Source organism: Roseibium sp. M-1, assembly GCF_054515675.1.
Genome location: NZ_CM137257.1, coordinates 4,820,001 through 4,835,910, shown reverse-complemented (window position 1 = coordinate 4,835,910; position 15,910 = coordinate 4,820,001). Strand labels below are relative to the sequence as shown.

11 protein-coding genes, 1 tRNA gene and 2 rRNA genes (1 of these 14 running past the window's edge) are annotated in these 15,910 nt (G+C 59.7%); 2 read left to right on the top strand and 12 right to left on the bottom strand.

Annotated elements, in window-relative coordinates:
• The first annotated feature begins 39 nt into the window (after positions 1–39).
• Together ACX3M4_RS21990 and ACX3M4_RS21985 are read left to right on the top strand one after the other, a co-directional pair.
• Positions 40–1,230 (top strand): efflux RND transporter periplasmic adaptor subunit, encoded by a 1,191-nt coding sequence (locus ACX3M4_RS21990; RefSeq protein WP_459355108.1) that lies wholly within the window; start codon positions 40–42, stop codon positions 1,228–1,230.
• A 132-nt stretch (positions 1,231–1,362) separates the two neighbouring features.
• A complete protein-coding gene (locus ACX3M4_RS21985) occupies positions 1,363–4,536 on the top strand; it encodes an efflux RND transporter permease subunit (protein ID WP_459355107.1) in 3,174 nt (1,057 codons plus the stop codon).
• 119 nt (positions 4,537–4,655) lie between these two features.
• On the opposite strand, the gene ACX3M4_RS21980 is transcribed toward ACX3M4_RS21985, so the two are convergent.
• From ACX3M4_RS21980 to ACX3M4_RS21925, 12 genes are all read right to left on the bottom strand, one after another.
• Positions 4,656–5,537, bottom strand: a complete 882-nt coding sequence (locus ACX3M4_RS21980; protein WP_459355106.1) for an AraC family transcriptional regulator — start codon at positions 5,535–5,537, stop codon at positions 4,656–4,658.
• Between the two features lie 331 nt (positions 5,538–5,868).
• A complete protein-coding gene (locus tag ACX3M4_RS21975) occupies positions 5,869–6,801 on the bottom strand; it encodes an alpha/beta hydrolase (protein WP_459355105.1) in 933 nt (310 codons plus the stop codon).
• A 126-nt stretch (positions 6,802–6,927) separates the two neighbouring features.
• Positions 6,928–7,821, bottom strand: coding sequence for a glycine betaine ABC transporter substrate-binding protein (locus ACX3M4_RS21970; RefSeq protein ID WP_459355104.1), 894 nt, complete (start codon positions 7,819–7,821; stop codon positions 6,928–6,930).
• Positions 7,822–7,853: 32 nt separating this feature from the next.
• Complete coding sequence (locus ACX3M4_RS21965) at positions 7,854–8,633, bottom strand: ABC transporter permease (protein WP_459355103.1); 780 nt, start codon at positions 8,631–8,633, stop codon at positions 7,854–7,856.
• An 11-nt stretch (positions 8,634–8,644) separates the two neighbouring features.
• Complete coding sequence (locus tag ACX3M4_RS21960) at positions 8,645–9,763, bottom strand: ABC transporter ATP-binding protein (protein ID WP_459355102.1); 1,119 nt, start codon at positions 9,761–9,763, stop codon at positions 8,645–8,647.
• On the bottom strand, positions 9,760–10,422 hold the full coding sequence (locus ACX3M4_RS21955; RefSeq protein WP_459355101.1) for an ABC transporter permease: 663 nt from the start codon (positions 10,420–10,422) through the stop codon (positions 9,760–9,762). Before ACX3M4_RS21955 ends, ACX3M4_RS21960 begins: the two co-directional genes overlap by 4 nt.
• Positions 10,423–10,442: 20 nt before the next feature.
• Entirely contained in the window at positions 10,443–11,126 is a 684-nt protein-coding gene (locus tag ACX3M4_RS21950) for an isochorismatase family protein (RefSeq protein ID WP_459355100.1), read from the bottom strand.
• Entirely contained in the window at positions 11,127–12,431 is a 1,305-nt protein-coding gene (locus tag ACX3M4_RS21945) for a M24 family metallopeptidase (protein WP_459355099.1), read from the bottom strand.
• A gap of 132 nt (positions 12,432–12,563) precedes the next feature.
• Positions 12,564–13,559 (bottom strand): GlxA family transcriptional regulator, encoded by a 996-nt coding sequence (locus tag ACX3M4_RS21940; RefSeq protein ID WP_459359484.1) that lies wholly within the window; start codon positions 13,557–13,559, stop codon positions 12,564–12,566.
• 514 nt (positions 13,560–14,073) lie between these two features.
• Positions 14,074–14,150, bottom strand: a tRNA-Met gene (locus ACX3M4_RS21935).
• A gap of 43 nt (positions 14,151–14,193) precedes the next feature.
• Positions 14,194–14,308: ribosomal RNA gene (gene rrf / locus ACX3M4_RS21930) — 5S ribosomal RNA — on the bottom strand.
• A gap of 233 nt (positions 14,309–14,541) precedes the next feature.
• Positions 14,542–15,910, bottom strand: a 23S ribosomal RNA gene (locus ACX3M4_RS21925); it runs 1,355 nt beyond the window's last position.

Sequence of the window (15,910 nt, the reverse complement as noted above, 5' to 3'; positions counted from 1 at the left end):
ATACCGGCCTTTGCCGCAAGGGGTTCCAAGGAGAGACCAATGACATCGAAAAGCAGACGCTGGGCCCTTGCGGGCGCCAGTCTGGCAGTTGCTGTCTCTGTTTCAGCCGCTGCCTTCGTTCTCAATCTGCCGGCAAGCACTCCGGCAACGGCCGCCGGCGACATCGTCAGCATCCCCGCCGTCCCGGTCACCGTCGCCGACGTCAAATCCCGCGAGATTACTGTCTGGGAAGAGTTTTCCGGACGCCTGGAGGCCGTCGACCGGGTTCAGATCCGATCCCGTGTCGCCGGCTCTATCCTCTCCGTCGATTTCCGCGAAGGGGCTCTGGTGGAAGCGGGCGACCTGCTCTTCACCATTGACCCTGCCCCTTATGAGGCCGCCGTCGCACAGCGGGAAGGCCAGGTGGAACTCGCCGAAACCCAGCTGAACCTTGCCAAGCTTGAGCTTGACCGTGGCTCCAGGCTGATCGAGAACCGGACGATCTCCCAGAGCGTGCTCGACCAGCGCCAGAACGCCTACGCGGAAGCGCAGGCCAATCTCCGTACCGCGAAGGCCGCCCTGAGAGCTGCCCGGCTGGAACTCGGCTACACCAAGGTGCTGGCCCCGGTCTCCGGCCGCGTCGGCAAGATCGAGATCACTGTCGGCAACCTGGTCGCGGCGGGTTCTGCCTCGCCTGCCCTGACGACCCTGGTCTCCGTCGACCCGATCTATGCCAGCTTCAACGCCAGCGAGGACCTGGTGTCCCGGGTGCTGGCAGAACTTCCCGACACGAAGAATGCCGTGCCGCCGCTGGAGATGATCCCGGTCGAGATCGAGACCTCCGCAGCCGAGGGCCATCCAGTGAAGGGCAAGCTTCAGCTCGTCGACAACCAGGTCGATGCAAGCAGCGGCACGATCGGTGTCCGGGCCGTCTTCGACAATCCGGGAGGCAGGCTGATCCCCGGTCAGTTCGTGCGCATCCGCATGGGCGAGCCGAAGCCTGAAAGCAAGATCCTGATCAGCGAACGGGCCATCGGCACCGACCAGGACAAGAAATACGTCTATGTCGTCGGTACGGATAACAAGGTTGTCTACCGCGCGGTCGATCTCGGCCGCACCGCTGAAGGCGCCCGCATCGTCAACAGCGGCCTGGAAGCGGGCGAGCGGATCGTCGTCAACGGCCTGCAGCGTATCCGCTCCGGCGCCCTGATCGACCCGCAGGTCGAAAACGACGTCGCCACGGTCAACTGAACCGGCAGGCGGAGGCCAGGCACATCGCGCTCTGGCCTCCACCACCCCTCCCCACAGTCACGTCCCTGAAGCCTGGCGGTCTTTCCGCCGGACGGGACGCATGTCGCCAATTCCGGCTGGAAGGGCCTGGATATGAATATCTCGCGTTTCTTCGTCGACCGTCCGGTCTTTGCCGGTGTGCTGTCGATCCTCATCCTGCTCGGAGGTCTCCTCGGCCTCGGATCCCTGCCGATTTCCGAATATCCGGAAGTCGTACCCCCCTCCATTGTGGTACGTGCCGCCTATCCGGGTGCAAACCCGAAGGTCATCGCCGAGACGGTGGCAACGCCGCTGGAAGAGCAGATCAACGGTGTCGAGGGCATGCTCTACATGTCCAGCCAGGCGACCTCCGACGGCGTCATGACGCTGACCGTTACCTTCGAACTCGGCACCGATCCCGACCAGGCACAGCAACTGGTCCAGAACCGCGTCTCCCAGGCAGAACCCCGTCTTCCGGAGGAAGTGCGGAGCCTAGGCGTCACGACGGTGAAGAGTTCGCCTGACCTGATGATGGTGGTGAACCTCACCTCGCCTGACAACCGCTACGACATCACCTACCTGCGCAACTACGCCGTCCTCAACATCAAGGACAGGCTTGCCCGCCTTCAGGGGGTCGGCCAGGTGCAGGTCTTCGGTTCGGGCGACTATTCCATGCGCGTCTGGGTGGACCCGCAAAAGGCGGCCAGCCACAATCTGGCGGCCAGCGACATCTCCCGCGCCATCCGCGAACAGAACGTCCAGGCCGCTGCCGGCATCATCGGCGCGTCGCCCAATGTCGACGGTGTCGATGTGCAGCTCAGCGTCAACGCACAAGGCCGCCTGCAGACGCCGGAAGAATTCGGCAACATCATCGTGCGCACCGGCGAAAACGGCGAGGTAACGCGTCTGCGCGACGTCGCCCGCATTGAGCTTGGTGCCGCCGATTATTCCCTGCGCTCGCTGCTCGACGGCAAGCCGGCCGTTGCCATTCCGGTGTTCCAGGCCCCGGGTTCCAACGCCATTGCGATTTCCGATGCGGTCGTGGAAACCATGAACGAGCTTCAGATCGCCATGCCCGACGGCGTCAAATACGAGATCGTCTACGACACCACCAAGTTCGTGCGCTCTTCCATCGAGAAGGTCGTCGACACCTTGCTGGAAGCCGTCGTGCTGGTGGTGCTGGTGGTGATCCTGTTTCTGCAGACCTGGCGCGCCTCGATCATTCCCCTGATCGCGGTTCCGGTCTCGATCATCGGCACCTTCGGCGTCATGTATGTCTTCGGCTTCTCGATCAACGCCCTCAGCCTCTTCGGTCTGGTCCTTGCCATCGGCATTGTCGTGGATGACGCCATCGTCGTTGTGGAGAATGTCGAGCGCAACATCGAGAACGGCCTCAGCCCGCGCCAGGCGACCTACAAGGCCATGAAGGAAGTCTCCGGACCGATCATCGCTATCGCCCTGGTGCTGGTCGCCGTCTTCGTCCCGCTCGCCTTCATCACCGGCCTTTCCGGCCAGTTCTACCGCCAGTTCGCGCTGACGATCGCGATCTCGACCGTAATCTCGGCGATCAACTCGCTCACGCTCTCCCCGGCGCTCGCGGCCCTTCTCCTGAAGGATCACCATGCACCGAAGGACTGGCTGACAAAGTCCATGGACTTCCTGTTCGGCTGGTTCTTCAAGGGCTTCAACAAGGCCTTCGGCGCCGGCTCCAATGCCTATGGCAGAAGCGTCGGCGGCCTCTTGTCACGCAAGAGCATCGTCATGGTCGTCTATCTGGCTCTGGCCGCGACCACCTACAGCCTCTTCACCACGGTTCCGGGCGGCTTCGTGCCGGCGCAGGACAAGCAGTACCTGATCGGCTTCGCCCAATTGCCCGACGCGGCAACGCTCGACCGCACCGAAGACGTCATCCGCCGCATGAGCGAGATCGCCCTGGAGCAGGAAGGCGTCGAGCACGCCATCGCCTTCCCGGGGCTGTCCATCAACGGCTTCACCAACTCGTCGAATGCCGGCATCGTCTTTGCGACGCTGAAGGACTTCGAGGAGCGCCAGACGCCGGAACTTTCCGGCGATGCCATCGCCATGCAGTTGAACCAGAAGTTCGGCGGCATCCAGGACGCCTTCATTGCCATGTTCTCGCCTCCGCCCGTCCAGGGCCTCGGCACGACCGGTGGCTTCAAGCTTCAGATCGAGGACCGGGCCGGTCTCGGCTACCAGGCGCTGGACGCAGCCAACAAGGCCTTCCTGGCGAAGGCCTATCAAACGCCGGAGCTGGCAGGCCTCTTCTCCAGCTTCCAGATCAACGTGCCGCAGCTCTATGCGGATCTCGACCGCACCAAGGCCGAACAGCTCGGCGTGTCGGTGACGGATGTCTTCGAGACGCTGCAGATCTATCTCGGCTCGCTCTATGTCAACGACTTCAACGCTTTCGGCCGGACCTACAGCGTGCGGGTCCAGGCGGACGCCCAATACCGGGCGCATGCGGACGATATCGGCAAGCTGAAGGTCCGCTCCGCCACCGGCCAGATGATCCCGCTCGCGGCCCTTTTGAAGGTTGATGCCACCACCGGTCCGGAACGGGCAACACGCTACAACGGGTTCCTGGCCGCCGACATCAACGGTGGTCCGGCACCGGGCTTCTCATCCGGCCAGGCCCAGGCAGCGGTGGAACGCATTGCAGCGGAAACCCTGCCGAAGGGAATCGACTTCGAATGGACGGACCTGACCTATCAGCAGATCCTGGCAGGCAGTTCCGGCTTCCTCGTCTTCCCGCTGGCACTGCTCCTGGTCTACCTGGTGCTGGCAGCCCAGTACGAAAGCCTGATGCTGCCGGTTGCGATCGTCATGATCGTGCCGATGGGTGTGCTTGCTGCCCTGACCGGGGTCTGGCTGACCCAGGGCGACAACAACATCTTCACCCAGATCGGGTTGGTGGTGCTTGTCGGGCTCTCGGCGAAAAACGCGATCCTGATCGTGGAATTTGCCCGTGAACTGGAATTCGAGGGCAGATCGCCGGTCGAGGCCGCCATCGAGTCCAGCCGGCTGCGCCTGCGCCCGATCCTGATGACCTCGATGGCCTTCATCATGGGCGTCGTGCCCCTGGTTCTCTCGACAGGAGCCGGTGCGGAAATGCGCGTTGCCATGGGCATCGCCGTCTTCTCCGGCATGATCGGCGTGACCTTCTTCGGCATCTTCATGACGCCGGTCTTCTACGTGCTGGTCCGGAAACTTTCGGGCAACCGCCCGCTGGTGCAGCACGGAACGACGGCAGAGCTGCTGGACGCATAGGACCGGCCCACCAGAAGCCGTTTCCTTCCGGTCAGAACCTCAAACGCAAGAAGCCCGCCGGTACCAACCGGCGGGCTTTTCCTTATCCCCGGGAACTACACGCTGCGCGGTCCCGGATATCATTTCAACGGCAGGAACAGGTCCACGACCGCCTCGTGTTCCGGGACTTCCGGAAAGAAGCTGAGCCTCTGACAATAGATCGGAAAGTCGCGTGTCTCCTCACCACTTTCCGGCAACCAGGTGCGATAAAGATAGAGTGCGGCAGGCTCCAGGTTATCCGTGTTGCCGACAATGTGCATGACGGCGCAACGTCCCGCCGGGATCTCGCCTGCCTTGATCTCTGCGTTCTCGTCATCGATCGGCCCGTCGGTGCCGACACACAGATCGACGCTGTAACCGGAAGGGTCTTCCGGCAGCCGCTCCGACCGCCAGACATTGAAGGTCGGATGATCTTTCGGATGCAGGTTCCGGGCTTTCCGCCAGGCAATAAAGCGCTGGATTGTAGCGCCAAGCGACGCCGGGTCTCCCCGGTGCTCCATGAGCGCGATCCTGGTGGCTGTCACAGTGCGGATGGTGACATCTTGAGCGGTATAGGTCTTCTGCATACGCTTGCTCCTGGCTAGATCGAGTGGCCCAAGGGCCGCATGCCACGGTTCCCAGTCGGGAGAAGTCCGGAACTCGGAAGGCGATTGCCCGAACCGCTGCCGGAAGGCCCGGGCAAAGGCATCCGGAGCTTCGTACCCCGCTTCCATCGCAATCTCCGTCACACGCTCGTCTTCCCTGTAGGCAAGCCGGTAGGACGCACGTTTCAGACGGGCAAGTTGCACATAACGGTAGACGGAAACACCGAAAGCCGCCGTGAACTGCCGGTGAAAATGAAATTTCGAAAAGGCTGCGGCGGCACTTATCTTTTCCAGATCCAGCTGACCATCCAGATGGCTGTCGATGTAGTCGAGGGCCCGCAGCATCCGGCCATGATAGTTCTGAAGCGCGGTCTTCACGGTTTCGTCCTGTCCCTTCCTCGTGGCCCCATCAGATAGCCCTCCGGGACAACACCTTGCTCGATCGATCTTGCGGTTCTGCTCAGGCGATCGTCTGGTACGTAACCAAGGCCTCCCGCCGGTGTTGCTGACAGGGTTTTATGTTTGATTGCGGGAGCGTGAAACCGCTGAGACCCTGACTTTTTGTTATCGGACCGGTGGCAACATAATGCGTGGTTAGGCCAGAGCCGCATGCTGGACTTCAGGTCTGCGACAATGAAATCTATTTGCCAAACAATTGAAAACACTGCCTATCTTACGAATTCACTGTGTCCCGCACCATATCCTTGTTTTAAGATCCCGCCAGCCTGTCCACCTCAGCGAGGATGCGTTTGAAGGCCTCTCCGGCCCGAAACGAGACTTTTCGCGCTCTGCAATATCCATGTATCAGACCCGTTTCCTCGAAAAACCTGGCGCAGCCTCCCGACTGTGAGATCAGGTTGCAATATGCCTCCCCCTCTGAAGTGAGCGGGTCGTATTCGGCGGCAAAAAGGGATGTCGGCGGTATGTTCGTGAAGGTTTCGGCGGCAAAAGGCGTAAACCGGATGTCTTCACGATCCTCCGGTCCGCTCCACCGCAACCGGTCGTAGACTGCGATATCCTCCGCTGCCAACAGGGGCGCATGAGCGTGACGCCGGAAACTGTCGCCCGGGCAAGGACCGGACAGCGCGGGATAGATGAGGACCTGGCCAATCAGTCCACGATCCGCCCCGATGGAATGGGCGAGGCAGGCGGCCAGATTTCCGCCAGCGGACTCGCCGATCAGGAGGACGTCCCGGCCCTCTGCTTGACGGACCCAGGCAAAGACAGTGGCGGCATCTTCAAAAGGAGCCGGATGCCTGTGTTCGGGCGCTAGGCGATAATCCACGGATATGACATCGAGTGACGTGCCTGCACAGATTTCCGCGCAGATGTCGTCGTGACTGTCCAGATCGCCGAGGATGAAACCGCCTCCGTGGAAATAAAGCGCGACCGGGCGCGCTGATGCCTCTCTGCGGCCGCTTCGATAACAACGGACAGGCACCTCGACGCCTGCATGTGTCGCGATCCGGTCCACGGAGACAACATGGGCAGGGCGTGGAGCCCGACAGTCCGCGCACATTCGATCGTAAATGCGCCGGTTCTCCTCGACGGGAAGTGCCAGGGACCGGGGTGGATAGAAAGCGTTGACCCGCTCGACAAAGGCGGCAACGTCTTCGTCGAGCAGGTGTGCGTAGTCTGTCATCCGCTGATCCGGTTTTTCAGCACTTCACCACCGGCCCCGATGAGGAAGCCTTCTGCCGGCGGCAATTCTTTAAGCAGCGGGATTGCGCAAACGAGCATCTGAGACCGGGACGCAGCGAGAAATGTCTCACAACAAGCCCTGTTCCTGCAGATAACCGGCAGCAACGTCCTCTATCGCCTTCTTTTCGACGTCGACCTCGCCGTTGAGACGCTGCATAGTGGCATCGTCAAGCTTTGTCGAAAGCGTCTCTATGAGGTCCTTCAACGCCGGATTTGCCTCAAGAACCTCCGTCCTGACGACCGGCACCAATGCGTAGTCCGGGAAAAAATGCTTGTCGTCGCCGAGCAGTCTCAGGTTCATCGCCGCAATGCGGCCGTCGGTGGCAGCGACGACCGACACATCGACATCTCCGTTTTCCAGCGCCGGAAAGACAAGACCGATTTCCATCGGCTTGATATTCGCCCGTCCCGCTTCGAAACCGTAGGTTACCTGCAGGCCGAGCAGGCCGTCTTGCCGTTTCGGAAACTCCGCCGTCGTCGCCATGATGACGGCTTCACCGCCTGCATAGGCTGCTGCAAGATCGGTCAGCGTTTCCATGCTGTCGGTTTTCGGATTGTTGGGACGCACCGCAAGCGCGTAGGTGTTGTTGGCGTTTGAGGAGGCGAGCCAGGTCAGTCCCCTGGCTTCGTCCATCTCCTTCACTGTGTTGTAGGTTTCTTCCGGCGTCAGGCGCTCGGTGATCTTGTTGAAATTGACCAGTGCGGTTCCGGTGTATTCCCAGTACAGGTCGATCTCGCCGTTTTCGAGCGCCGCACGAACGATATTCGTCCCCATGCCGTCGTTCTTCTTGACGTCGAAACCGTTCTTCTCGAGCAACTGCTTCGTCATCTCGGCAACGAGATACTGCTCGGTGAAGTCCTTGCCACCGATCGTGATTTCGGCAGCCTGCGCTTGCGCGAACCCGCATAAAACCACGGCCGCAGCCAATACAGGTCTCGTGAGTGTTCCAAAGAAGGTCATAACTTTTCCCCGTCTGTTGGTGTTTCCCGGCTTCATCGAAGCGGGTTTATTCCTCGTGGCACGATGAGGTACTGAAGCCGGGCCAGAAGGAAATCGGCGAAAACGGCCATTAGAGCCGTGGGAATGGCGCCTGCCAGCATCATCGGCAGGTCGTTGAGTGCGATCCCGGTGAAGATCAATTCCCCCCATCCGCCAGCTCCGATCAGAAACGCGAGCGGGGCGGTGCCGATATTGATGGCGAGTGCCGTGCGTATGCCGCTCAATATGACGAAAAGCGAATTGGGAAATTCGACGTGGAAGAAGATTTGCGCCGGTGTCATGCCTGCTCCGGTTGCCGCATCAAGCAGATGTGCCGGCGTCGATTTGAGCCCGGTATAGGTATTGCGGACGATCGGCAGGAGTGTTGCTGCCCACAGGCCGAAAACGGCGGGCAGGAGCCCTATCCCGAGAAGGGTCATGCTCAGCGCCAGAACCGCAAGTGTCGGTATGGTGGTCCCGAGATTGAATATCTGGAGAACGAGTTCCGACACTCGGTTAAAGACCGGCCGGGAGAGGATGATGCCGACAGACAGGCCGCTTGCCACAGCGAGACCGGCCGAGATTGCGACGAGCCTGATGTGTTGCCCGAAGAGGTAGGTAATGTCTCCCCGGTATGACAGGATCGCCTTGGGCATGTCGCTGAAGGCGAACCAGAAACCGGCACACGCAACCACCAGGAAGAAGGGAAGCAGGGTCCTCGCCCGGACCGGCGAATGGACGGCCGGCTGCTTTTCCACCCGGGATTCAGGTTCCGCCTCTAAGGATGTGTTCAAGCCCGCTTCCGTCATGCCGCGGCCTCCTGCCTTGACAGCGACCTGACGATGGCCCCGTAGGTCAGCACGCCCTGAAGTTCGCCGTTTTCGTCCAGGCAGGGAAGGACCGGCATATCGTGCGTGAACATCAGCGCGGTTGCATTCCGCAGATCATCGCTTACCGCAATGGTTGCGCGCAGCGGCTCCAGGACGTCGGAAACGATGATCTCCGCCTGTTTTACCTTCTCCCGGCTGACCATGCCCAAAGGCCTGCCGTTGCCGTCGATGACGACGGCCTTGTCCGTCCCGGTCCGGTCGATGACCGCCCGCGCCTGTACGGCATTCATCCCCGGCCGAACGGTCTCATGTGCGGACTGCATCGCGTCGCGCACATTCACGAGCAGAAGCCGTTTCAGAGCCGCGTCCGTTCCGAGAAAATCGCGGATGAAGTCATTGCGGGGTGAGGCCAGAAGATGGGCCGGCGGATCGAACTGCTCGAGTTTTCCAGCTCTGAAAATCGCGATCCGGTCGGCCATGCGCACGGCCTCGTCGAGATCGTGGGAAACGAAGATGATCGTCTTGCGGATCGTTTCCTGCATGCGCAGGAATTCGTTCTGGATCACCTCCCGGTTAATTGGATCGATGGCACCAAAGGGTTCATCCATAAGCATGACCGGCGTGTCGGCTGCCAGCGCTCGAATGACACCGACACGTTGCTGCTGCCCCCCGGAAAGCTCTCGCGGGTATCGCCTCAGAAACTGGTCGGGTTTCATTCCGACCATGTCCAGAAGCTCGCAGGCGCGCCGGCGCGACTTTGACCTGTCCCACCCAAGGAGGTCGGGAACGATACAGATATTGTCCTCGATGGTCTTGTTCGGGAAAAGGCCGATCTGCTGGATGACATAGCCGATCGAGCGGCGGAGCCTGATTGGATCGACGCCGTCGGTATCCTGGCCGTCGACGAAGACCTTCCCCCCACTCGGCGAGATCAGCCTGTTGATCATCTTCATCGTTGTGGTCTTCCCACAACCGGACGGGCCCAGGAGAACACAGATTTCTCCGGCGGGGACTTCAAGCGAAACCTTGTCGACGGCGACAATCGGCCCGCGCTCTGTCTCAAAAATTTTGGAGAGGTTTTCCAGCCGGATCATGCCGCCCCCCTTTCAACCAGCCCCTTGGAGGTCAGCTTCTTCTGCACAAGAGACAGAAACAGGTCGACACAAATCGCCAGCAGCGACACGGCAAGCGCGCCTGTCACCAGTTGCCGCGGGTCGCTCTGGCTGATGCCGCGCGCGATAAAACGGCCGAGCCCTCCTGCTCCGATATAGGCGGCGATGGCGGCGACACCGATATTCATGACAACAGCGGTGCGGATGCCGGCCATGATCATCGGGATCGCTAGCGGGATCTCCACATGGCGAAGGCGTTGGAGCGAGTTCATTCCCATGCCCTTTGCAGCTTCCCTTAGAGCCGCGTCGACATCCATCAAGGCCGCATAGGTGTTGCGGATGATAGGGAGCTGGGAATAGAGGATGATCGCGATGACCGCGGGAACATATCCGATCCCGTAGCCGATCGGCGAGAGAAGCGGGATCATGAGGCCGAACAACGCGATCGACGGCACGGTGATCATCATAGACGCCAGATAGAGAACGAGGCTCGCCGCCGGCTTCGACCGCGTGATCAGGATGCTGATCGGGACTGCCGTCAGGATCGAAATGGAAACCGCGACCGCAACGATCCAGATGTGCTGGAGGGTCCGTTCCGCAATCAGGTCCATGTTGTCATACATGTATTGCAAGATTTCCATCGGTACGGGTCCCGAATTGGTTAGAGGCTTTCGTACAGCTCCTGCGCGTTCTCATAGCTAAATCGGTAGGGTACGGAGATTTCGGCCATCCAGAGCACGGCTTCCTCACCCAGGATCATCCGGCAGGCGGTCTCGGTCGTTGCAACGCCGCCGCCGTAAAGCCTGTTGGCTATGTTGAGGACGGCTGTCTGGTGCATCGCGACACTGCCGCTTGCGCAGCCATCCTTCACCAGGATCACCCGCAGGTGCCGTGCCATCGCATCCTTGACGGTCGCGTCGATGCACGCCTCCGTCCAGACACCGGCCACGATCAGCCACTCGGTTCCGAGCTTTTTCAGATGTCCGGCAAGTTCGGGATTGCCGAAGGCGCTGGCGCTGGATTTGATCACCACAATTTCGCCGTTGACCGGCCCGACTTCGGGGCAGAGTTCGGTCAATGGATCGTCTTTTGCGCTGAAGATCGGACGGCCATCCGCCGAGATCGGAAAATGCGGAGAGTGACCGGCTGAAGACGTGTCGACAACATAGGCCGAGTGGATGACCTCCACACCGGCCTGCCGCGCTGCGGATTGCAGACGCTTGACGTTTGCCAGCATGATCTCCCAGCCGGCAACGACATACCGCTCGTCCTGGCGCTGCTCTTCCTGCAGGTCGACAAACAGGACAGCGGTCTTGTCACGCGGAAGGCGCAAGGGCCGCTTCATTCAGGACAGTCCTTCAAGCAGATCGTCTTCGTATGGGAACCTTGAAAGAAGCTCCGTTCCTGTTTCCGTTATCAGGATTTCATCCTCGAGCTTGACGCCTTCCCGGCCTCCCTTTTCGCCGATGTAACTCTCGACGCTGACGACCATTCCCGGTTCCAGGTGGCCGTCGCGGCCGTAGGTCTCGTAATCCATGGAATGGGCGATAAACGGGGTTTCGCCATGCATGCCGACGCCGTGCATGACCGACGTGTAGCGCTGGTCCACGAAACGGTCGGGGATCTTCCAGGCCCTTTCGGCGATTTCTCGGAAGGCCATGCCTGGCTTGACGATACCGATGTTGTGCTGAACCTGGTCGTAAGCCATCCGGTAAAGCATCTTCTGATAGTCGCTCGGCTTTCCGGGCCCGCAACGGAAGGTGCGGGAGAAATCCGAATAATACCCGTAACATCCGATCGTATCGGTATCGAGAGCAACAAGCTCACCTGGACGGATCTTGCGTCCGCTCGCCTCGTTGAACCAGGGGTTGGTCCGCTGACCCGAGGTCAACAATCTTGTTTCGATGAACTCCCCGCCCTGCCGGATCACCTCGTGATACATGATCGCAAAAAGATCGTTTTCCGATACACCGGGCCTGATTGCCTCACGCACCGCCGACACGGCCGCCTCGGCCCCGGCCATGGAAGCCTGCAGGCAGCGAACTTCCTCGGGTGTCTTGACAGCGCGCACGGCGAGAATCTCACCCTGGCAGTCAATGACCTCGCAGCCGCGCTTTTCCAAAGCAAGGGCATGCAGGTGGCTGCATCGATCGAGGCCGATCCTGGTCGATCCCCCGCCATGGGTTTTCAAAAGGTCGGCAATTTCATCCGCAAAGGCGCCGGCCGTTTCGTCATCGCGGTTCGAGACCGACGACCAGACCAGCTTGGAGGGTCTTGCCTCATCGACAGTGTCCAGAACCATGGACACATGATAGCTCTGCGGATACTCGAAGAGGACGATCGGTCCCTCGGCCGGCACGAAGAAATACCGCGTGGAATTTCGCAGGAAATACCCGAACATGTTCCGCGAACCGGTGGCATAGCGTTGATTGTAGGGGTCGAACAGGACGAGCGCCCCGTATCCGTCCCGAACCATCCAGTCCCGCAATCTGCGAAGACGGCCTTGCCGCAGGGCGTTCGTATCGATGAAGGAAGGTTCCGTATCCGAGAGCCACATGCCACCCGAAGCGTCGGCCGCAGCAGGATGACGCATGCGATCCTTGAAATCGACCTCTTCCGTACGGTCCGGATCAAATACGACAATGCTCATCTCGCCCTCGCAGAATTAACCACGAAAAGGAGTTTGGCTGAGGCATTCGGTCATTCTTATGCGTATTTCCGCACCTATTGTGCGGATTTCCGCAAATGCTGTACCTGCAAAGCGTTCAAGCAGCCAAGGGCGTTAGCGGACTGATGTTTGTCGCCGCACCTTGCTTGGCGGGTGTCCCGTCGCTTCCCTGAAGGCGCGCGAAAAGCTCGACATTGACGAAAAGCCGCATGCGAGGGCAACCTCCCTCACGGAAAGACTGGAATGCGCCAGCAGGTCCACGGCCCGCCTCAAACGAAGTTTCCTATAATAGGCACCAGGAGAAATCCCGACTTCGCCGGCGAAGGCACGTTCAAGCTTGTCGGGCGACACTCTCAGGCTTGCCGCAAGAACCGGCATCTGCAGACGGCTCTCGACGTGTTCTTCCATGATGGCAACTGCAGACAGGACCAGTTCATCGAGGATGCCGGTCCGCAGACGCAGCGGCATCAATCTTCGGTCCACGCTGGCACGAAGCTGGCTGTGAACAAACCATTCTGCGACACCGGAGGCAAGTTCGGCCCCGTGGTCCCTGGCGATGATCTCCAGCATCATATCCAGACATCCGACGCCACCGGCGGACGTGAACCGCTTCCTGTCGATGACAAACAGGTCCCGGCGCAAATCGATGTCGGGATAGGCTTCCTCGAAGGCGGGCTGGCTCGTCCAATGGAGCGTGCAGGCGTAACCGTCCAGGAGGCCCGCACGAGCAAGAAAAAAAGCCGCATCGGCGACCGCGCCGAGCTCGGCGCCGCTCCGCAGCCGTTTCCGGATCCAGGACACCGCGGTGGTGGCCTGGATATTTTCGGCATTTCCCCCAGTACAGACCACTATTCTGTCTGCGGCCGGATTTTCTATCGCCGCAAAGCTCGGTGTGACGGCAACCCCATTCGAGGCGACGACAGGCTCTCTGCTCGGTCCGACAACCTGCCACTGGTATAGTTCTCGACCGGATAACGTGTTGGCAGCACGCAAGGGTTCGATAACGGAACTGAAGGCCATCATCGGGAAACCGGGAAAAACGAGAACCGCGAATTGGGAGGCGATCGTGCCGGAACCTGTCGACTGTTTGGGCGGCTCACGCGGCTCGATTCTCGGTGTCATTCATCGCAACCTCGCCTGGGGATGTCGACGAAGATTAGCCAACTTTTTCGATTTCCGCACGCCCATGCTCTATCTCTGGCCGCACGTAGCATTAAGGAAATTGAGGCGCCCGGCATATGCCCCCCTTCAACCAGCCTCCATTTTGGGCCTCAAATGCGACATAGTTATCCCGATACGGCATACAAGGCGGCATGCAACACACGGGCTATTCGGGGATCTGGTTTTGTTTTACAGGATTTGATGGTTTTCTGCCCCGCTGCGTCGGGCAAAGCCCTCCTTGCGGGGACCCCGTCAGTTTCTCACCTGTCTCCGCTGATCGAATACAAAAAAAGGCCGCCCTGAAGGACGGCCTATTTGTATTTGTTTTCGGTCTCAGGATTTGCGAGTTTTTGTCCCGCTGCGTCGCGCAGAGCGCGCCCTGCAGGAGCCCTGTCAGGTCAAAATCGTCGACCCCGTAATCAAACAAAAAAACCCACCAGCGAAGCTGATGGGTTTTTATGTTTGGTTGCGGGAGCAGGATTTGAACCTGCGACCTTCAGGTTATGAGCCTGACGAGCTACCGGGCTGCTCCATCCCGCGTTGAGGTCGGAGGGGAGTTGAAGAGGTAAATTGCGATTGGCAGGCCTGGCGGCGACCTACTCTCCCACACCTTAAGATGCAGTACCATTGGCGCTGGGGAGTTTCACGGCCGAGTTCGGGATGGGATCGGGTGGGGGCTCCCCGCTAGGGCCACCAGGCCGGCGAAGCGCAATTTGCGTGAACTGGTCTATATATTTTTTTGATTTACTAGATCTGCCTTGCAAGGGAACGTTTGTTCCGAAGCGAAGCTGAGGCAAGCGCGACTGCGCGCCGGCCACGTTTGGCCGCCCCCGCGGAGCGCAGCCCTTTAGGGCGAACGCGCGTGAGCGAACCAGATGATCTTTTCAAAGCGCCGTGAGGCGCTTTTAAAAGATGAACATTGACTAATGAGAGGATCAAGCCGAACGAGCTATTAGTAAAGCTAAGCTTCATGCGTTGCCGCACTTCCACACGCTTCCTATCGACGTGGTGGTCTTCCACGGCTCTTCAGGGAGAACTGGTTTTGAGGTGGGTTTCCCGCTTAGATGCTTTCAGCGGTTATCCCGTCCGTACATAGCTACCCTGCAATGCGGCTGGCGCCACAACAGGTCCACCAGAGGTACGTCCATCCCGGTCCTCTCGTACTAGGGACAGATCCTCTCAATTCTCCTACACCCACGGCAGATAGGGACCGAACTGTCTCGCGACGTTCTGAACCCAACTCACGTACCACTTTAATTGGCGAACAGCCAAACCCTTGGGACCTGCTCCAGCCCCAGGATGTGATGAGTCGACATCGAGGTGCCAAACAATGCCGTCGATATGGACTCTTGGGCATCATCAGCCTGTTATCCCCGGCGTACCTTTTATCCGTTGAGCGATGGCCCTTCCACGAGGGACCACCGGATCACTATGGCCGTCTTTCGACTCTGCTCGACTTGTCAGTCTCGCAGTCAGGCAGGCTTATGCCATTGCACTCAACGAGCGATTTCCGACCGCTCTGAGCCCACCTTCGCGCGCCTCCGTTACCATTTGGGAGGCGACCGCCCCAGTCAAACTACCCGCCACACACGGTCCCGGATATTGTTGTACCGCGGTTAGATATCCATAACGACAAGGGTGGTATTTCAAGGGTGACTCCACAAGAGCTGGCGCTCCTGCTTCAACGTCTACCACCTATCCTACACATGTCGTCACGAATACCAGTGTGAAGCTGTAGTAAAGGTGCACGGGGTCTTTCCGTCTGACCGCAGGAACCCCGCATCTTCACGGGGAATTCAATTTCACTGAGTCTATGCTGGAGACAGCGGGGAAGTCGTTACGCCATTCGTGCAGGTCGGAACTTACCCGACAAGGAATTTCGCTACCTTAGGACCGTTATAGTTACGGCCGCCGTTTACTGGGGCTTCAATTCGGAGCTTGCACACCTCCTCTTAACCTTCCAGCACCGGGCAGGCGTCAGACCCTATACGTCGCCTTACGGCTTCGCAGAGCCCTGTGTTTTTGATAAACAGTCGCCACCCCCTGGTCTGTGCCACCCCTTCATGGTTGCCCACAAAGAGGTCTCCCTTCTCGCGAACTTACGGGAGCATTTTGCCGAGTTCCTTCAGCATAGTTCTCTCAAGCGCCTTGGTATGCTCTACCAGTCCACCTGTGTCGGTTTCGGGTACGGTTTGTACGGTGGAGCTATTTCCTGGAACACCTTCGCAGCCTCCCCAATCCAATAAGGGAAGACTACACACAGCATCCGTCACTACCACCAAGCTGCAGAATATTAACTG